The sequence below is a fragment of the Paenibacillus sp. FSL H7-0331 genome, from assembly GCF_001956045.1.
This window is the reverse complement of record NZ_MRTH01000014.1, coordinates 1-17,800: the sequence shown is the minus strand read 5'-3', so window position 1 is coordinate 17,800 and position 17,800 is coordinate 1. Positions and strand designations below refer to the sequence as shown.

General features: G+C 46.7%; 14 protein-coding genes and 1 rRNA gene. 14 read left to right on the top strand and 1 reads right to left on the bottom strand.

Features of this window, described 5'->3' with window-relative positions; genetic code table 11:
* The first annotated feature begins 45 nt into the window (after window positions 1-45).
* The 7 genes from BK127_RS20830 to BK127_RS20800 all read left to right on the top strand — a co-directional run bounded on the left by BK127_RS20830 (window position 46) and on the right by BK127_RS20800 (window position 7,745).
* On the top strand, window positions 46-720 hold the full coding sequence (locus tag BK127_RS20830; protein ID WP_076233448.1) for a tetratricopeptide repeat protein: 675 nt from the start codon (window positions 46-48) through the stop codon (window positions 718-720).
* Window positions 721-839: 119 nt separating this feature from the next.
* Window positions 840-2,651, top strand: a complete 1,812-nt coding sequence (locus tag BK127_RS20825; protein ID WP_076233447.1) for a bacterial transcriptional activator domain-containing protein — start codon at window positions 840-842, stop codon at window positions 2,649-2,651.
* 53 nt (window positions 2,652-2,704) lie between these two features.
* On the top strand, window positions 2,705-3,082 hold the full coding sequence (locus BK127_RS20820; RefSeq protein WP_076233446.1) for an STAS domain-containing protein: 378 nt from the start codon (window positions 2,705-2,707) through the stop codon (window positions 3,080-3,082).
* A 254-nt stretch (window positions 3,083-3,336) separates the two neighbouring features.
* On the top strand, window positions 3,337-4,533 hold the full coding sequence (locus BK127_RS20815) for an ABC transporter ATP-binding protein (protein WP_083689447.1): 1,197 nt from the start codon (window positions 3,337-3,339) through the stop codon (window positions 4,531-4,533).
* The gene (locus tag BK127_RS20810) at window positions 4,526-5,239 is read left to right on the top strand and encodes an ABC transporter permease subunit (protein WP_076233445.1); all 714 of its coding nucleotides are present in this window, start codon (window positions 4,526-4,528) and stop codon (window positions 5,237-5,239) included. Before BK127_RS20815 ends, BK127_RS20810 begins: the two co-directional genes overlap by 8 nt.
* 146 nt (window positions 5,240-5,385) lie before the next feature.
* On the top strand, window positions 5,386-6,774 hold the full coding sequence (locus BK127_RS20805) for a GldG family protein (protein WP_076233444.1): 1,389 nt from the start codon (window positions 5,386-5,388) through the stop codon (window positions 6,772-6,774).
* The gene (locus BK127_RS20800; RefSeq protein WP_076233443.1) at window positions 6,771-7,745 is read left to right on the top strand and encodes a DUF4340 domain-containing protein; all 975 of its coding nucleotides are present in this window, start codon (window positions 6,771-6,773) and stop codon (window positions 7,743-7,745) included. The genes BK127_RS20805 and BK127_RS20800 overlap by 4 nt, the downstream gene beginning before the upstream one ends.
* A 228-nt stretch (window positions 7,746-7,973) precedes the next feature.
* On the opposite strand, the gene BK127_RS20795 is transcribed toward BK127_RS20800, so the two are convergent.
* Window positions 7,974-8,513, bottom strand: a complete 540-nt coding sequence (locus BK127_RS20795; protein WP_076233442.1) for a general stress protein — start codon at window positions 8,511-8,513, stop codon at window positions 7,974-7,976.
* Between the two features lie 360 nt (window positions 8,514-8,873).
* Between BK127_RS20795 and BK127_RS20790 the strand changes: the two genes are divergently transcribed.
* The 7 genes from BK127_RS20790 to BK127_RS20760 all read left to right on the top strand — a co-directional run.
* Window positions 8,874-10,397 carry a phospholipase D family protein gene (locus BK127_RS20790; protein ID WP_083689446.1) on the top strand — a complete coding sequence of 508 codons (1,524 nt, stop codon included), beginning with the start codon at window positions 8,874-8,876 and terminating at the stop codon, window positions 10,395-10,397.
* A 70-nt stretch (window positions 10,398-10,467) separates the two neighbouring features.
* Window positions 10,468-10,713 (top strand): spore coat protein, encoded by a 246-nt coding sequence (locus tag BK127_RS20785; RefSeq protein WP_076233441.1) that lies wholly within the window; start codon window positions 10,468-10,470, stop codon window positions 10,711-10,713.
* Window positions 10,714-10,736: 23 nt separating this feature from the next.
* Window positions 10,737-11,600: a spore coat protein gene (locus BK127_RS20780; RefSeq protein ID WP_076233440.1), complete on the top strand. Its 864-nt coding sequence runs from the start codon at window positions 10,737-10,739 to the stop codon at window positions 11,598-11,600.
* A 346-nt stretch (window positions 11,601-11,946) separates the two neighbouring features.
* Window positions 11,947-12,627: a heptaprenylglyceryl phosphate synthase gene (gene pcrB / locus BK127_RS20775; RefSeq protein WP_179097561.1), complete on the top strand. Its 681-nt coding sequence runs from the start codon at window positions 11,947-11,949 to the stop codon at window positions 12,625-12,627.
* 37 nt (window positions 12,628-12,664) lie between these two features.
* Window positions 12,665-15,034 (top strand): DNA helicase PcrA, encoded by a 2,370-nt coding sequence (gene pcrA / locus BK127_RS20770; protein WP_076233438.1) that lies wholly within the window; start codon window positions 12,665-12,667, stop codon window positions 15,032-15,034.
* Window positions 15,035-15,115: 81 nt separating this feature from the next.
* The gene (gene ligA / locus BK127_RS20765) at window positions 15,116-17,134 is read left to right on the top strand and encodes an NAD-dependent DNA ligase LigA (RefSeq protein WP_076233437.1); all 2,019 of its coding nucleotides are present in this window, start codon (window positions 15,116-15,118) and stop codon (window positions 17,132-17,134) included.
* A gap of 591 nt (window positions 17,135-17,725) precedes the next feature.
* A 16S ribosomal RNA gene (locus BK127_RS20760) occupies window positions 17,726-17,800 on the top strand; the annotation flags it as partial.

Below are 17,800 nucleotides of genomic sequence, written 5' to 3'. Positions count from 1 at the left end.
TTTGCGGCGAAAATAAAGGAAGATATTGTCGATTGGAGGCTGGAGATGAAAGAAAACAAATGGGTCCTGGGTCTAATCGGCATCATTCTAGCAGCGGCGATCTGGTATATATATCCGATTCTTTTTCCGAAGCAGGTGGAAAGTACGAGTCAGGAATATGAACAGGCGACGAAGCTGATCAAAGAAGGCAAGCTGGAAGAGGCCAAGCCGATGTTAATGAAAGGAATCAACAAAGAACCTGGGGAAGGCAAATACCATTTCGCACTTGGCAACATTGCCCGGCAGCAAAATAAGCTGGAAGAAGCGTTGTCTCAATATGATCAAACCATTCAAAAGACGCCTGGGACAATAGAAGCCTATAACAACAAAGCCGGAATTTTGATGCTGCAAAATAAACCGGATGGGGCGTTCACGACTATTGAGTCGGGACTTCAACATAATCCTGCATTTCAAGATCTGCTATTCAAAAAAGGGCAGCTACTTTATGTAAAGAAGGATTACGCGCAGGCGATTGTGGTTTTACAGCCGCTGAGCAGTGACCCCAATTATGTTGAAGCCTATCGATTTGTGGGGCTATGTCTTCGGGAGCAGCAAAAGTATGATCAAGCGGTCGAACAACTACAAGTATATTTGCAAAAAACACCGCAGACTTCGAAGGGCCGTGCTGAAGTCGAACAAGTGGTAGCTGTCATGCAAACTCAAGTGTCATCAATAAAATAAACGCTTAATGCACTAATTAATTCTTTTTAATCAGGTTTTGATGGTATAGAAGCAACCTCACAGGTTTATAGAAATGCTCATTCAGAATTTTGAAAAATAGCCAGTAAGAGGGTGAATAATTGATTACGACAGCTCAAACTATGGTTCAACTCATGAATGAGCAGCGGTATGAGGAAACGGTTTGGAGTATGGAAAGGATTCTTATGGATGGTGGTAGCGTAAGCTTGGAACTGGTCGATCAGCTACCAAACACATGGGTCTGCAAATCTGCGTTGCTGCTGCAGCTTCAGGGTGGGCATTGTGCATACAAGGGTGAGCTGGCTGAAGCCTATGCTTTATTGAAACAGGCTGTTCAAGGCTTTGCTAGGATGGGTTTACAGCTCATGATGTTGGATTCGATGGCGCAGTTGGCTGCTGTTTGTTTACGGATTGGAGAATGGCAGGATGCCCAGACATTACTGAAATTTTTACATATGGAGTGGGAAAGGAAAGAGTCTTTCGTGGGGGGGAAGGTTCTTCATGTACTGGCTCGAGGTTCATATTTAATCGATACACTAAAGGGCGAAGACTCTGCATACAAGGAGGCAGAGGGACTTTTTATACAAGCAGGTGCGAACCTGTGCTGTATGCAGCTATATGCTGACCGCCTGTTGGATCCGATATCTGATATAAGCGAATTGGAGCTGGAGCGAATTGGTATAAATGCAGAGCAGAAATCGAGGCTCGATCCAACGCTGTATACATGGGGACAATTCATTAAAGGCCTTATACATAGCCGACGTGAGCAATGGGAGCAAGCGATTACTGCATTCTCTACCGTGAAAAGCGATGAGCTGTCGTATGAATACGCTGCATTGTATTGGATTCGGAGAATAGAAGCGGAACTGCTGACTGAGCGTGAGATCGATGATACCTTGTGGAACCAACTGAATCGTCTGGAGGCTGCTTTGAGCAGTGATATGCCTATTCAGCTTCAAGTATGTGGTATTCGGTACTTGCAAGCCAAATGGCGGGGAAGCCGCATAGACGCAGATCGCTTGCATATTAAGCTCCAGGCATGGCTGGAACTGGTCAATAACTCTTCTTATTCGGCTTGGATAACGCAGTGGGAGTCGCGGCTGCGGGCACAGAACGTAACTAAGCCTAATACAGACCGAAGCTGGAATATTAGCTGCTTTGGAACATTGACATTCATCAATGCCGATATAGAAGTTAAAAATGTGAAATGGAAGCGGAAAAAGGCGCTGGAGCTTTTTGTTTATTTGCTCATACAGCCCGATCTGTCAGCGCCAAAGGAACGGGCGATGGAAGTGCTGCTGCAGCAAGTCGACGCAGATAAAATGAATAATCAACTGTATGTAATCATTCATCAGCTTAAGCAAACCTTGAAACAAGAGCTGCGGATGGAGTCGGCTATTGTCATCAAGGATGGGACACTCAGCTTTAATAAACAATTGCTGGGACAGGTCGATTTAGTCAATTATCACAACCTGACACGAATGGGGGATCAGGCCTGGGGAACGGATTATGAGCTTGCAGTCGATTTCTACAATCAAGCAAAGCAGTTGTATGGAGATTTGATTCCCGAGCTGCACTATGTAGATTGGCTTGAGGCTTACCGGGAATCTTTAGTTGACAAACAGGTCGGTATTTTGCGGAAAATGGCGTTGTATTATAGTACCCAAGATAAGCGTGAACTTGCGGAAGTTTACTATGGTCAATGGATAGAGATCCGGCCACTAGAAGAAGAAGGATACCAGGCCTTTGTCGAGTTTTTGATTTCAACTGGTCGAGAATCTGAGGCTCGACGTTGGTATGGTAAATGGGAGCAGGTATGCCGCAAAGAGCTGGGTTGGGTACCTTTTTCAGAAATGAGTAAAATGGTTTATGGGGGAAGCTCCACAGGTGTGGTGGAAGATGAAACGATTTAACTAACCTTACCGATATGTATTTACAAAGTGATCCGACAGGGGGAACGAACGAGATGGTACTTCCGTTAGCGGAAACTTTATCGATGAAGGTCAGATATTCAGGTTCAGTGATAATATTGGAGCTGAATGGGGATTTGACGATTCAGTTTGACGTATTGTTGTCAAGGTTCCGTGATTCCCCACGAGGTTTGGAGACTGAGAAGCGGGCATTAATTTTGAATTTTTACCGTGTTAGCTCCAGCACTGGCGGAGGGATAGCCGTATTGCTGCGGCTTATTCGCGAACGGGCAATAGGTAATCTCTACACGTTTATGTGCGGTTTATCTACATATCTGGAACGATTGTTCCGAATCGTTGGCTTAACGCAATATGCGATGGTATACCCTGATGAATATACCATCTTGCAGAGGCTTAAGGAAGCTGCTGAATGAACGGATATAAAGTATTAAAGAAAGCTGTGAAATGAGGACTGCGTAGAGCGGATCTCATTTCACGGCTTTTATTTGTTTTCAGGGATCAAAGTTGCTTTGTTCACGTTTTAGACACATTTTTTTAAGCGAATTTTCAGATTCGTTTAAGCTGGGCTTATTGTTGGGCTTGTATATTATGGTTGCTTTGGTTAAGCAGACAGAAAAGTGGACATGGCTTGAAGAAGGTATAATTCGTTTTGAATGGAGGTTTTGAGGTGCTTGAGGTAAAACAGGTCAGCAAATTGTACGAGAACCAAAGAGGGGTCCAGAGCATCGATTTTTCCATGAGCCGCGGTGAAATTGTCGGGTTTTTGGGACCAAACGGGGCGGGTAAAACCACGACCATGCGGATGATTACAGGCTATTTGAATCCGACCCATGGATCCATTGCGATTGACGGCTTATCGATGTCCGATCATCCGCGGAAAGCCCGGCAGAAGATCGGATATTTGCCGGAAACGCCACCGCTGTATCCTGAGATGTCGGTACAGTCGTATTTGCAATTTATTGCCGATCTCCGCGGAATTCCTGTGAAGCAGCAAAAACACCGGATTGGTGAGGTCATCGAACGTCTTGGCTTACAGGGACGGGAGCGTCAGATTATGCGCAGCTTGTCCAAAGGCTATAAACAGCGGATGGGACTGGCACAAGCGATTCTGCATAATCCCGATTTATTGATTTTGGATGAACCAACCTCGGGATTGGATCCCAAACAGATTATTGAAATTCGTCAGCTCATTCGCGAGCTGGGTGAGAATCATACGGTGCTGCTGAGTACTCATATTCTGCCCGAGATCAATACGTTATGCAATCGGGTGTTGATTATCAATCAAGGGCGCATCGTACTGGATGGACATCCTGATCAGCTGGCGCAATCAATGGGCGAGACGTTTGAGGTCTCGCTTGAAGTAAAAGGGCCGCGCGAGGCGGTACTGGCCGAGCTGCGCAGCCTGCCGCAGATCGCCAGCGTGAAGCCGCTGGCGGATGTGCTCGCTGCCGCAGGGACGGCAGCAACCGATTCGGCTGCGCTTGCCCCGCAGCCGAATCCAGACGCGCCCGAGCACGGCGTGGGTGCGGAAGCTGTGCCAGCCGAGCCTGCGGCAGGGCAGGCATTGTTTTCCACGGTCGCGGCGGAGCCGACCGTGCGGGTACTCGTGTCCGCCACGGATCGTGTGGACGTTCGCGAAGCGATCTTTTACCGCATGGCGGAGCGGCGGTATCCCATCCTTGCGATGCGCAAGGAAAGTTTGAGCCTGGAGGATATCTTCCTCAAGCTCACAACGAATGAAGCGATTGATCTCAATGCGTCAGGTGATGGTGCATCAGGGAGCCTTGCTAACAATTCATCCCGTCTGGCGAAAAAGAGTGGTACCACTGTTTCTTCGGATAAGAGGGGGAATCCAAATGCGTAGAATAGGGGCCATTTGCAAAAAAGAGCTGCAGCTATACTTTTACTCACCAACAGCGTACGCAGCGTTTGCTTTCTTTTTTCTGATTTCAGGCTATTTCTTTAGCGCCAATTTCCTGAACCCGCCTAATATTGTCGATGTTCGCCCGGTGGTTGGTACGGTAACGTTCGTCTTCCTGCTGATTATTCCGCTGCTGACCATGAGACTGATGTCAGATGAACTGCGTCAAGGCACGGATGAGCTACTGCTGACATCGCCAGCGAGCATCACTGAAATTGTCATCGGTAAGTACTTGGCTGCCGCTGTTGTCCAATTGATGCTTGTGGCAGGCTGCCTGATTTACCCTTGGATTATGAGCGCTTACGGAACGCTGGATCAGCCTATATTTTGGCTATCTTACCTGAGCATGTTCTTGATTGGAGCGGCTATGATGTCCGTAGGACTGTTCGCTTCTTCCTTGTCTGCTCATCAGATGGTCACTGGAATTGTCGCTTTTGCCATTCTGTTGATGTTTTGGACAGTGGAATGGTTAGGTGATTTGCTTGGTGGTAAGCTTAAGGACTATCTCGGTCTCTTTTCCATAATCGGCCGTGGTATGAACTTGCAGAAGGGTGTACTGAATTTCGCCGATATTTTGTTTTATGTTACCTTGATTATCGTGTTTATCGTGCTCAGCGTCCAAGTGCTGGAGAGAAAACGCTGGAGATAATCAGTAAAACAAGCAGTCTATATGCATCATTTTGCTATGCAAAATTCAGTTCATGCTTACGAAGTTAGTTTCGTTAAAGCGAAACTCGAAGTCCATGCTTACGAAGTCAGTTTCGCAAAAGCGAAACTCGAAGGGGGAAAGTCTAAGTGAATAAGTGGATTCGCGGTACGAATGCCGTCGTATTATCGCTTGCGGTAATTGGTATTTTCATCATCCTGACTATTTTTCTCAACTCCACGAAAAATTTGCAGGTTGATTTAACGCAAAACAAAAAGTTCACCCTGTCCGATAAAACGACGGAAACGTTAAAATCACTTGATAATGACGTTCATTTCATCACCTTGACGAGTGACCAGACCAATCCGTATATCAAACGCCAGGTGGATGAGCTGATTCAGGAATACAAGAAACGCAATGCCAAAATCGTCTCCGATGATTACGATATCGTAAAGCAGCCAGCAATGGCCAAGCAGTACGACGTTGATCCGGGAGGAACACTCGTGTTGGAAAGCGGTACACAGAAGAAAATCTTGTATTATTCCGACATGTTTCTGCCTGGACAGCAGCAGGGTGAGTATAAATTTAGCGGAGAAGAGAAGCTGACTCAAGCGCTGGTTAATTTGAACGCCAAAACCAAAAGCAAAATTTATTTCTTGTCAGGTCACAATGAAATTCCGCTTAATAAAATGAATTTGTGGAAGACTGGACTGGAAGGCGAGAATTATGAGCTGGCTGATCTGAATTTACTGCGTGAAGGCAAAATTCCTGACGACGCCGAGGTACTGTTCGTTATCGGTCCGACAACGGATATCAGCGATAAAGAAACAAGCGTTATCAATGAATACTTGAAGGGCAAGGGCAAGCTGTATATCGCACTCGGCTTCAATAAAGATATGGCAACCCAATGGAAAAATATCGATGGCCTGCTAGCCCAATACGGAATCAAGGATCAGCATGCGATAGCGATTGAACCGAAGCAGAGCCAGTTGTACGATCCACTCACGATCATACCTGAATATGGCTTCCATGCAATTACCAAGAAGCTGCAGGATTACAATTTGTTAACGATGATGAATTTGGCTGTATCGATCAATGCGGACCAACCTGTAGCTGATTTTCCAGTTACGGCGATTCTTAAGACGACGGATGCGGCTTATGGGGAAACCGATATCGTTCAGCTCATGAGCAACCGTACGGCCAAGGACGATAAGGACATTAAGGGCCCGCTTAATCTGGGATACGTTGTTGAAACGAAGGAGCAGAAGCCTAAAGCTGTCGTACTGGGCGGTTCCTCGTTCTTCGTTGATGAGGTCCTTCAGCAGCAGGGCAATCGTGATTTTGCACTGAACAGCGTAGGCTGGCTGCAGGAGCAGAAGGATCAAGTAACGATTCGTCCTCGTGAAGGTGATGCACTGCAGCAAGCACTGATTACAGGAAGTCAGGCGAATACGATTTTGTACGGTACTTTATTTGCATTCCCGTTACTCTTCCTGGTCGTTGGCGGAACGATTTGGTTGAGGAGGAGAAAAGGATGAAGCGACTCATTCCGACACTTATACTTGTGATCCTGTGTATTGGTGGCTTCTGGTATGCCCAGAGCAAGGATTTTTTCAAGGAGAAGCCGGAACCATCAGTAGCACTTGCCACAATTAATAAGGACGAAGTAGCGAGTTATTCAATAAAAAATGGCGATAACGAGATTGAAATGCAGCGTAAAGACGGGAATTGGACGATGACGAAGCCATCCCCTCTGCCACTCGATAAGTTTAGCGCGGATGGTTGGGTTGAATCTTTCATTTCCCTCAGCAAAGATAAAACAGTAGATGCAAATGCGGCCGATTTGGCGCCATTTGGACTTGCCAAGCCATCGCAGCAGTTCAAAGTCACGCTGCAAAATGGTACTGTCCATACGCTTAGTGTAGGTGACCCGGTAGCCATTCAAGGTTTCCATTATGCGATGTTCAGCGGCTCACCGGAGGTATTCCAGCTCAGTGATACGAAGACACAGCCGCTTACCCTGAGCCAAATCGACTTTATGGATAAAAATCCGGTTAAACTTGATTATGAGCAGCTGCGAGCCATGACTGTGGATTGGAAAGGACAGAAATGGATCTTGACCAAGGTCGATGCTGACAAAAAATCGTACGAGTCCGACTGGAAGCTTGGTGAACAGACGCTGAAGGCTGCAGATGCGACCCAGGTTATCGACAAGCTGCAGATGCTCAGTACTGAGCAATCGGCCAAACGCACGGCAGAGATCAAGCTGGATGCGCCTGAGCTTCGTGTAGAGGTCAAGCTGGTCGATGCAGCGAAGAAGGAAACCACGGAGGTCTATCTTGGCAAGCAGCAGCAGGACACCGTATGGTTCAGTAAGGAAGGCAGCGAGTGGGCTTATGCCATTCCAGCGGCTTCCATTCAGGAGCTCGCAGACAAAGGCAATCCGCCAGCCCCTCCAGCACAGACAGAGGGGCAGCCAACGGCAGAGCAGCCCAAAGCGGCCCAATAATCAGTGAAAGGAATCCTGACGATTCCAAATAGAGACCTGAATAGAACCCGTATCGCCCATCAGGGCCGTATACGGGTTCTTTCTGCTTACCTCAAGCTTGTTCGATTAAAGAATTACTCTGCTGGAAACAGGATCAAGCTGTGTATACATGCTCAACCCAAAAACTGTACCCAATAGATGAGTACAGTCTTTGAGTTGAAACTATGAATAGTAACCTCAGGCTTACAGTTAATTGTATCGATTGCCTGTCGTGTTCATGGATCGATCATAAGTATTGGAGTTCAATGAATTATTTTCACGGAACGTGTCGTACGTATAGTTATCACGATTTGCATCAGAATCGACCAGCACGAGGATATTGCCCTCATCGACATAATTGTTATACTGTCGAGCCTCATCCTCAGGAATGCCCAAACCGATTAATCCGCCAACCAGTCCTCCTGCTCCTGCTCCCACGGCTGCACCTGTAAGTGTAGCTGCTATAGGACCTGCTGCAAGAATCGGTCCGATTCCCGGAATAGCCAGCAATCCAAGACCTGCCAGCAAGCCAGCAGCTCCGCCTAACAAACCTCCAGTAGCCGCACCAGTCGCCAGGCCTTCTGGAGCTTTTGTTCCGGTTTGATCCGTTACAGCAGCAATATCATCCTTATTTCTGGCAATAATTGAAATATCGTCCGATGTATAGCCCTGACGTTTCAAAGATTCGATCGCTTTCACAGCTTCCTGCTCCGACTTGAAAACACCAACAATTTTCTTTTCGTTATTCATGATTATTACCTCCCTGGATTATGGTTGCTGAATCGGTTAAACCCGTTCACTTCATTGCTTAAGCTCCTACTAGAGGGTCTCCTAGCCTGTATCCAATACGCTGCATTTGAATACCTTTGAATACCTTGTTGTGCTTTGTAACGCTCGTTGCACTATGTATTTACCCGCTCTTCTGGAAATGAAACTTTGCTTTTTGTATGCGTCTGGCAGACCGACTGAAAGAGGACTTGCTTTTGTTATCAAGGATTTGCGTATGTTTCAGAAGGCTGCTTAGAAAGGTATGTAAGTATGAATACTGCCCTCCTGATCGGTGGAGCTCAATATTTTAGAAAAGTATCATAACTGAAGGAGAGAGGCTCGATGGAAGCGGACAATAGCCAGCAGCAATCAACTACTCATCATGATCTGAACATCGCCTCCTCGGAGCCAGTTCCACCAAGACCCCGGAGAATACGTAATAAACGAAGGTTGTATCTTATTCTTCTTTGTGTACTCATTCTATGGCTAACCATCGTCATGATTTATCAGACACATAAACCGCTTCCTCCGGGCCTTTCTATGGAAGGTCCTGTGCATTATGTCAAGGATGTGGAGTTTCTCTACGACCTGACCTACAAAAACCCAGTGCTGCCCGTGCAGGAAACGATGATTTTTGATAGGGTGTTCCAGGTTATAGACGAAGCGGAGCAGTTTATTGTGATCGATATGTTTTTATTTAACAGCTACTACAAGGAGGGGACCTTATATACGCCTCTTAGCGGTTTGATGACCGAGAAGCTGCTTGAGCAGAAAAAGCGACATCCTACGATGCCGATTATTTTTATCACGGATGAGGTCAATACGATGTATGGTTCTGCTATGCCTCCAGAGCTGGCACGATTAAAGTCAGGGGGGATAGAAGTTGTGATCAGTGATGTTAATCCGCTGCGTGATTCAATCCCTGCCTATTCAGCCGTCTGGCGCACATTCGTTCAATGGTTTGGTCAAACTGGCAAGGGCTGGCTGCCGAACCCAATGGTGGATACAGCACCTTCCATGTCGCTGCGTTCCTATTTGAAGCTTATCAACGTCAAAGCAAACCACCGAAAGATAATTGCTACGGAACGAGCACTCATAGTTCCATCAGCCAACGCCCATGATGCCAGTGCCTATAATTCCAACTCTGCCTTTTTAGTTCGTGGGGATATCATCGGGGATGCCTTGGCAAGCGAACAGGCTGTAATCACTTTTTCGAGCGGGGGGAAAGAGATTCCTTTTCCTCAGTACAAGCCTAATGGCCTGGAGGTGGGTGACATTGAAGTTCAGTTGTTGACCGAAGGGAAAATTTACAAGCATGTAATACAGTCGTTGTCTGAAGCGGGAGCTGGTGATCAGGTATGGATGGGGATGTTTTATTTGGCAGATCGCCAGGTAATCAAGGCAATGATTGAAGCATCCAAACGCGGAGCTGAGCTTCGTCTCATCCTGGACTCGAACCAGAATGCTTTTGGTCGAGATAAAATCGGAGTACCCAATCGACCTGTTGCCCAAGAGCTATTGAACGCTTCAGACAATCGAATCCAAATTCGTTGGTATAATGGCACGAACGAGCAGTACCATACCAAGCTGCTATTTATTGATAAAACCAATCGAATTATGGTCAATAACGGCTCGGCCAATTTCACGGAACGTAATCTCGATGATTTGAATTTGGAGACCAACCTGGGGATTAACGCTCCTGGAGACAGCAAGCTGGCCCTTCAGCTTCGTCAATACTTTAATCGACTGTGGAACAACGAAGGTGCTCCTTATACATTGGACTATGAAGCCTTCAAGGACAAGACTGTGTGGATCAAAGAGTGGATGTACCGATTACAGGAGTGGCTGGGGGTGACTACTTTTTAAATAGACATACATAACATTTCCACATACTGGACAACCTACCTTTTGTAACCTATGAAAGGAGGGAATGCCTGTGTACACACAACAGCAGAACAACCAACAACAATCCGGGGCTGGAAAGATTAGCACCAAGGAGCTGCTATACGTAACAGATTGCTTGAAAAACGAGGACTTGCTGGCCAAATTGGCTGCACAAGCAGCTACTGAAGCTTTTACGCCGCAGCTGAAGCAGCAATTTATGCAGATCGCTCAAGACCGCCTCAATCATTCCGACCAATTGCTGAGTGCCCTGCAGCAGCAAACGAATTTGACCCACTAAACCGATAGGAGGTGTTAGACTCAATGTATCAATCAAACTATGGGAACCAACAGGCATTTAATCAACAAGGACAACAAGCTCAACAAAATCAGCAAGGCCAACAAAATCAACAGGGTAATGTACTGGAGGAACTGGATTGGGGTAACCTGTTATTATCCGAGCTGAAGCGGTGCGCGCGCGAGTATACGACAGCGGCTTTGGAAGCGGTCAATCCAGTTCTATGTCAAACCTTTCAAAAGCTTGCGAATGAAACGATGCAGGATCAAACCCAACTGTTCGGTGTGCTTTCACAAATGAACGGCTATGGATCGGTCCAAATGGCCCCGCAGCAAGAAGTCCAGCAGCAGCTGCAGCAGCAAAGCAGTAAGGTTGAGCAGCTGCACTCCAATGTACAGCAAGCCTTGCAGCAAGCAAATACTTCTGGGGCTGGCTTATACCAGCATCAAGTAGAGCAGCAGGCCTATCAATCCTATCAGCCTTACCAACAGACGCAGGCCTACTCGTACCCGTCCAATTCCGCATATTCGGGCAATCAAGGGAATCAAGGTTCTTACGGATCTCAGGGGGCGAATAACTCTTCTGGTCCAAGTAGCTATGGACAAGGTTATTCGTCCGGGTACTCGAATATGGGTTCCAATTCGGGCATGAACCCAACGCAAAGCAGCGGGTCTGGCTACGGGCAGAACCAGACTTCTTATTCAACCGCTTCCTCGGTCACAGGAGCTTCCAGCGCCAAGTTTGCAGGCTCTGAGAGTCATGAAGCCACACGCGGGGGCAATAGCTTTAATTGGACAGATAATCAGGAAGGTGACAGCTCCTCACAGGGATCAACGTCGCAGCCAACGGCCAATCGGACAAACGATTCGAGCGGCAAATATATATTGTAATTTACTTAATAACAAGGCAGACTCCGGCTATGAGCTAGCGGGGTCTTTTTTTCGTTGAGAACATATGATCGCTCCTGTATAATGAAATGTATATCACACTTATCGCTTACTCTTTTTGCGTATATGCTTCGATTTCTTTTCCTATCATGTTCACCTCTCAATGTAATTTTTATCGCAGCATGAGTAGTCTTCAGGATGGCCTGGGATCAGTTGGTGATCCGGTAATAGCCATTTGACACCTGTGGTTGTGTAGCATAGACTAATTTTTATAGCGTCATAATCGAGTATGATAGCGCAGCTAATTATAGAACGAATGCTTAGGGGGCACGGCCTTTTGCTAGTAGATATGAAGCAGTGGAAGCATACTTTCAAGCTGGACCCGGATCGGGAGCTGTCGGACGAACAGCTGGATCGTTTGTGCTTGTCCGGAACAGATGGCATCTTGGTAGGCGGTTCTTCAGGTGTTACCTTTGATAACACAGTCGATCTACTGGCGCGAATTCGCAGATACGAAGTGCCTTGTGTACTGGAAATTTCCACTCAGGAAGCGATTGTACCTGGCTTTGATTTATTTTTTATTCCTATTGTTTTGAATACCCGGGATACGAATTGGATTGTTGGGCATCATCATCAGGCTCTGCGTGAATACGGTGCACTGCTGGATTGGAAGCAGGTTGTGACGGAAGGCTACATTATGATGAATAAGGAATCAACGGCTGCACAGGTTACACAAGCCGACACTGATTTGGATGTCAAAGATGTAGAGGCTTATGCGCGAATGGCAGATCAGCTGTTCCGGTGCCCAATTGTATATATGGAGTACAGTGGAATGTTCGGCGATATGAGGCTTGTGTCTAAAGCACGTGAGGTTATTAAACATGCACGGTTGTTCTACGGCGGGGGAATTGATGGCCCGGATCGGGCCCATGAGGCCGCTAAGGCTGCGGATACCATAGTTGTAGGCAACGCGGTGTATGATGCATTTGAACAGGCACTGGCTACCGTACAGGCGGTTAAAGACCGTTAACAGCAGTAGCTAGCCGTAATAAAGGAGTAGATACGAAATGAATGAAACGATTGATGTTTTTGCTTCGATACAAACCTTGAACCCCCCGCAAAAGCAAGCCGTTGAGACGGTTGATGGACCTCTTCTGATAATGGCTGGAGCCGGTAGCGGCAAGACCCGTGTGCTGACGCACCGGATTGCTTATTTAATTGCAACTCGCAAGGCGGCTCCATGGAGCATTCTTGCCCTTACGTTTACGAACAAAGCGGCCCGTGAAATGCAGGATCGCGTCAGCAAGCTGGTAGGTCCTGGTGGTCGTGATATTTGGGTATCGACGTTCCACTCGATGTGTGTGCGGATGCTGCGCAAGGATATTTCCCGAATTGGATTTACGTCCAATTTCACGATTCTGGATTCCGGCGACCAACTGTCTGTTATTAAAGCATGCATGAAGGAACTTAACTTTGATCCCAAAAAGTTCGAGCCCAAAGCGGTTCAGGCTGCAATGGGAGCTTTCAAAAATGAATTGAAAACACCAGAAATGGTCGAAAACGCAATCGGCGATTATTTTGACGGTGTCGTGGCCAAGGTATACAAGCTGTATCAAAAAAAGCTTAAGCATAACAACTCGCTCGATTTCGACGATTTGATAATGGTAACGATCCAACTGTTCAAGGAAGAGCCGGATGTACTTGATTTTTATCAAAATAAATTTCAATATATTCACGTGGATGAATATCAGGATACGAACAAAGCGCAGTATATGCTTTGTTTAATGCTGGCGGACAAGCATAAGCGTATTTGTGTTGTAGGTGACAGTGACCAATCGATTTATCGGTGGCGTGGTGCCGATATTAGCAATATTATGAACTTTGAGAACGATTATCCGAATGCCACAACGATTCTGCTTGAGCAAAATTATCGTTCCACCTCGAACATACTGAATGCGGCCAATAAAGTGATTGCAAACAATGCAGGTCGCAAAGCGAAGAATCTGTGGACGAGCAAGGACGGTGGTGCCCTAATCCGTTTTTATCAGGCTGATTCTGAGCATGAGGAAGGCTACTTCATTACAAGTGAAGTCAAGAAACGTGTGGATAAGGGCAAAAGATATCAGGATCATGCGATTTTATACCGTACCAATGCACAATCGCGGGTCATTGAGGAAATACTGATTAAATCCGATATACCTTATCAGATCATCGGCGGCATCAAGTTCTATGATCGTAAAGAAATCAAAGATATTCTCGCCTATTTGCGGTTAATTTCCAATCCGAATGATGATATTTCCTTTGTCCGTGTTGTTAATGTGCCCAAGCGTGGTATCGGGGACACGACTGTAGAACGATTGACGGAAGCAGCAGCTCGCCGGGGGATTTCCTTGTTTGCACAGCTGGAGGATATTGATGGCATGGAAATAGGTGCCAAAGCCAAACATGCGTTAACCGATTTTCGCGAAATGATAGATAACATGCACCGGATGGTTGATTATTTATCTGTGACTGAGCTTACAGAAAAGCTGCTCGAACTGACTCAGTACCGAATCGAGCTGCAGCGTGAAAAAACAATCGAATCCACCGCAAGGCTGGAAAATATCGATGAGTTTTTATCCGTAACCATGGAATTCGAAAAGCGCAATGAAGATAAAACCCTGATTGCTTTTCTGACGGACCTCGCCTTAATTGCCGACATCGATACAATGAACGAAACTGAGGAGGAAAAAGCCGATTCCGGCAATGCCGTCGTACTCATGACCATGCACAGTGCCAAGGGACTGGAATTCCCTGTTGTGTTTATTGTTGGTATGGAAGAAGGGGTCTTCCCTCATAGCCGTGCGGCTAACGATTATGAGGAGCTGGAGGAGGAGCGCAGACTTGCTTATGTGGGTATTACTCGGGCTGAGCAGGAGCTGTTCTTAACGTGTGCCAGAATGCGTACATTGTTCGGACGGACCAATATGAATGCACCCTCACGTTTTCTCAAAGAGATTCCTGAGGAATTGCTGGAAATGGCGGCGCCTGCTGGTGTAATTGGTGGTCGTTCAAGCAGTCCCTCCTGGGGGAATAAAGAAGGCCGTTATGGAAGCACTGGCGGAGGCTTCGGTTCCTCAAGCAGCAGTTATGGTGGCGGAGCGGCCGCCCCTGGAGCAGGTAAAAGCGTTACTTTCCGCACAGGAACAGGCAGCCCTTCTTCCGGCGTTACGGTTCGTTCAGCCACTCCGGGTGATCAAACGGGAGCGGGCAGTGGTGCTCAGGTGACTGATTACAAAACAGGCGACAAGGTAGCACATGGTAAATGGGGAATTGGCACAGTCGTGACGATCAAAGGTTCAGGTGATGATACAGAACTGCAGATTGCTTTTCCTGCACCTACGGGTTTGAAGCGTCTCCTTGCCAAGTTTGCACCAATTACCAGGTATAATGAATAAAAGTTTCTACATCAAGGCGCTTCGCAACAATGAGGCGCCGATTTTTACATAGTCGAACCTTGAAAGGATGGTTTTACTTATATGACAGATTCTATGGAGACGATGAAAGCTCTCATTGAAGAAATCTACAGCCACAACCACCTCTATTACACCATGGATCAACCGAGCATCAGTGATGCAGATTACGACTTGCTCTACGACCGTTTGGTCGCAATGGAAAAGGCTACGGGCATTACCCTGCCCAATTCGCCTACTCAACGCGTAGGAGACCAGATATTAAAGGGTTTTGACCCGCATCGGCACAAATCGCGTTTGTGGAGTCTGGATAAGGCACAAAATAAAGACGAACTAATGATCTGGTACACAAGGGCCTCCAAGCTGGTCAATGAATACAACGATCAGAATGACGAGGATCCGCTGCCGCCGCTTAGCTTTGTCATGGAGTTAAAGTTTGACGGACTGACGTTGAATTTAACCTATGATCATGGTGAGTTGGTTCAGGCTTCAACGCGCGGTAATGGCGTCATTGGTGAGGGGATTCTGGCGCAGGTCAAAACAATTCGTTCCATACCATCAGAAATTCCATACCGTGACGGAATTATCGAGGTTCAGGGCGAAGGGATTATGAACCTGTCCGTACTGGAGGAATACAACAAGACAGCGATAGAACCATTGAAAAATGCCCGGAACGCCGCGGCAGGTGCTCTGCGCAACCTGAATCCAAAGGTGACAGACAGCCGCAAGCTTAACGCCTATTTTTACCAGGTTGGTTATACAGATGGACTCCGCTTTGAGAACCATGAAGCGATGGTTGAATTTTTGCGTAACAATCGCTTCAAGGTCAGCCCATTGGTACAGGTGTTCGATTCTATAGAAGCCGCAGCAGGCGAACTGGACAGCATAACAGCCATGCGCCATACCTATGACTTCCTGATCGACGGAATCGTGATCAAAATCAATGATACCCGCACACGCGAAGTGTTGGGCTATACCGATAAGTTTCCACGCTGGGCGATCGCCTACAAGTTTGAAGCGGAGGAAGCCATTACAACGCTGTTGTCCGTGTCCTGGGAGGTTGGTCGCACTGGCAAAATAACTCCTGTAGCCAAAGTAGAGCCCGTTGATATCGCTGGAGTCACCGTACAAAACTGTACTTTGAATAATGTCGGAGACATAGAACGCAAGGGACTTAAGCATGCTTTGGGCAGCCAAGTGTTTATTCGCCGTTCCAATGATGTGATCCCTGAGCTGCTGGGCAAGGTTACTGAGGAGATGGATGGGGAAGAGATCGTAGCGCCTGTCAGCTGTCCATCCTGTGGTTCCGTTCTGGAATTGAAGGGAGCTCATTTGTTTTGCTTGAACCGTGTGGAATGCCGTCCGCAGCTGATTGGGCGTATTACGCATTTTGCTTCGCGTGACGCGATGGACATAGAAACCTTCAGTATCATGACAGCAGAGCAGCTGTACGCGGAGCTGAACGTCAAGGATCCTGCCGATCTGTATGACCTGACCTTTGAAGATTTGATCAAGCTGGAGCGATTTGGTGATAAGAAAGCCAAAAACCTGCTTGCCTCACTTGAAAAAAGTAAACAGTGCGATCTCGCATCTTTCCTGTATGCGCTCGGAATTCCGAATACAGGCAAAACAACAACCCGTGTGCTGGCCGACCATTATCGAGATCTGCACAAACTGATGGCTGCTACTCCCGAGGAACTGGTTGCCTTGTACGATATTGGCGGTATTATGGCTGATAGTATTGTTAGCTTCTTCCGCGACCCCCTTATGCAGCGGAGTATCGATCGGCTTCTTCAGGCTGGAGTGACACCTGTAAGTGAAGAAGCGCCAGTAATTATGAATGCTGACAACCCGTTTTTTGGTAAAACCATCGTACTGACTGGTACGCTTTCTATAATGGGACGCGATGAGATGGGCAAAAAGCTGGAAGCATTGGGTGCCAAAATTACAGGCAGTGTATCCAAAAAAACCGATATCGTGATCGCCGGAGAAAGCGCAGGAAGCAAGCTGACCAAGGCTCAGGATCTTGGCATTCGTGTGATAGATAATGAACAGGAGTTATTAGAAATGCTGGGCGAAGCTTAGTTTTTGTGATAGCGAATACCGTAAAAAGACAGCGGAGGGAGTCCTTCTGAGAAAGGACCTTTCTCCGTTTCTTTGTATAAGAAGCATTCTTAAGGTAGTCATCTGTGCAGTTTATCAGGGTGCTGCGGTTTGACCTATCTAAAGCACTTTATTTATACAACACAGGTATGATTTTTCCCGAAAGCAGCATCATAAGCAATAGCTGGAATTCGGCGCTAGAATACCATTAGTGATCGGCAACAGAGAGTGAAGAAATAAAATTCAAAAAAGTAGTTGCATTTAGTAAGGCGTTTGTGGTACATTACTTTTTGTCGCTGCGAGGCTAGTGTGATTGAAGCGATAAAGGAATGCAAAATAAGTAATAAAAAAAAGTTGCATTCGTCGGTTGTTTCTGATAAGATAAATTCTTGTCACGGTAAACAAATGACAAAATAATAGTTACTCAATAGTTATTTTTTTGAGTAATGAAAGCTCTTTGAAAACTGAACAAATGATAATTGAATGCCAGTTGTTTTGCATTTTTGAGCTTTAGACAAGCTTACAATATGTACACTAGCATCAAGAGCCTCGGCGCTTGGTGAATATTGTACCTTAATGGAGAGTTTGATCCTGGCTCAGGACGAACGCTGGCGGCGTGCCTAATACATGCAAGTCGAGCGGATTGTT

Coding starts and splice junctions, on each gene's coding strand:
- BK127_RS20830 (WP_076233448.1), top strand. CDS start 46: ATGAAAGAAAACAAATGGGTCCTGGGTCTAATCGGCATCATTCTAGCA.
- BK127_RS20820 (WP_076233446.1), top strand. CDS start 2,705: ATGGTACTTCCGTTAGCGGAAACTTTATCGATGAAGGTCAGATATTCA.
- BK127_RS20810 (WP_076233445.1), top strand. CDS start 4,526: ATGCGTAGAATAGGGGCCATTTGCAAAAAAGAGCTGCAGCTATACTTT.
- BK127_RS20800 (WP_076233443.1), top strand. CDS start 6,771: ATGAAGCGACTCATTCCGACACTTATACTTGTGATCCTGTGTATTGGT.
- BK127_RS20795 (WP_076233442.1), bottom strand. CDS start 8,513: ATGAATAACGAAAAGAAAATTGTTGGTGTTTTCAAGTCGGAGCAGGAA.
- BK127_RS20790 (WP_083689446.1), top strand. CDS start 8,874: ATGGAAGCGGACAATAGCCAGCAGCAATCAACTACTCATCATGATCTG.
- BK127_RS20780 (WP_076233440.1), top strand. CDS start 10,737: ATGTATCAATCAAACTATGGGAACCAACAGGCATTTAATCAACAAGGA.
- pcrB (WP_179097561.1), top strand. CDS start 11,947: ATGAAGCAGTGGAAGCATACTTTCAAGCTGGACCCGGATCGGGAGCTG.
- pcrA (WP_076233438.1), top strand. CDS start 12,665: ATGAATGAAACGATTGATGTTTTTGCTTCGATACAAACCTTGAACCCC.
- ligA (WP_076233437.1), top strand. CDS start 15,116: ATGACAGATTCTATGGAGACGATGAAAGCTCTCATTGAAGAAATCTAC.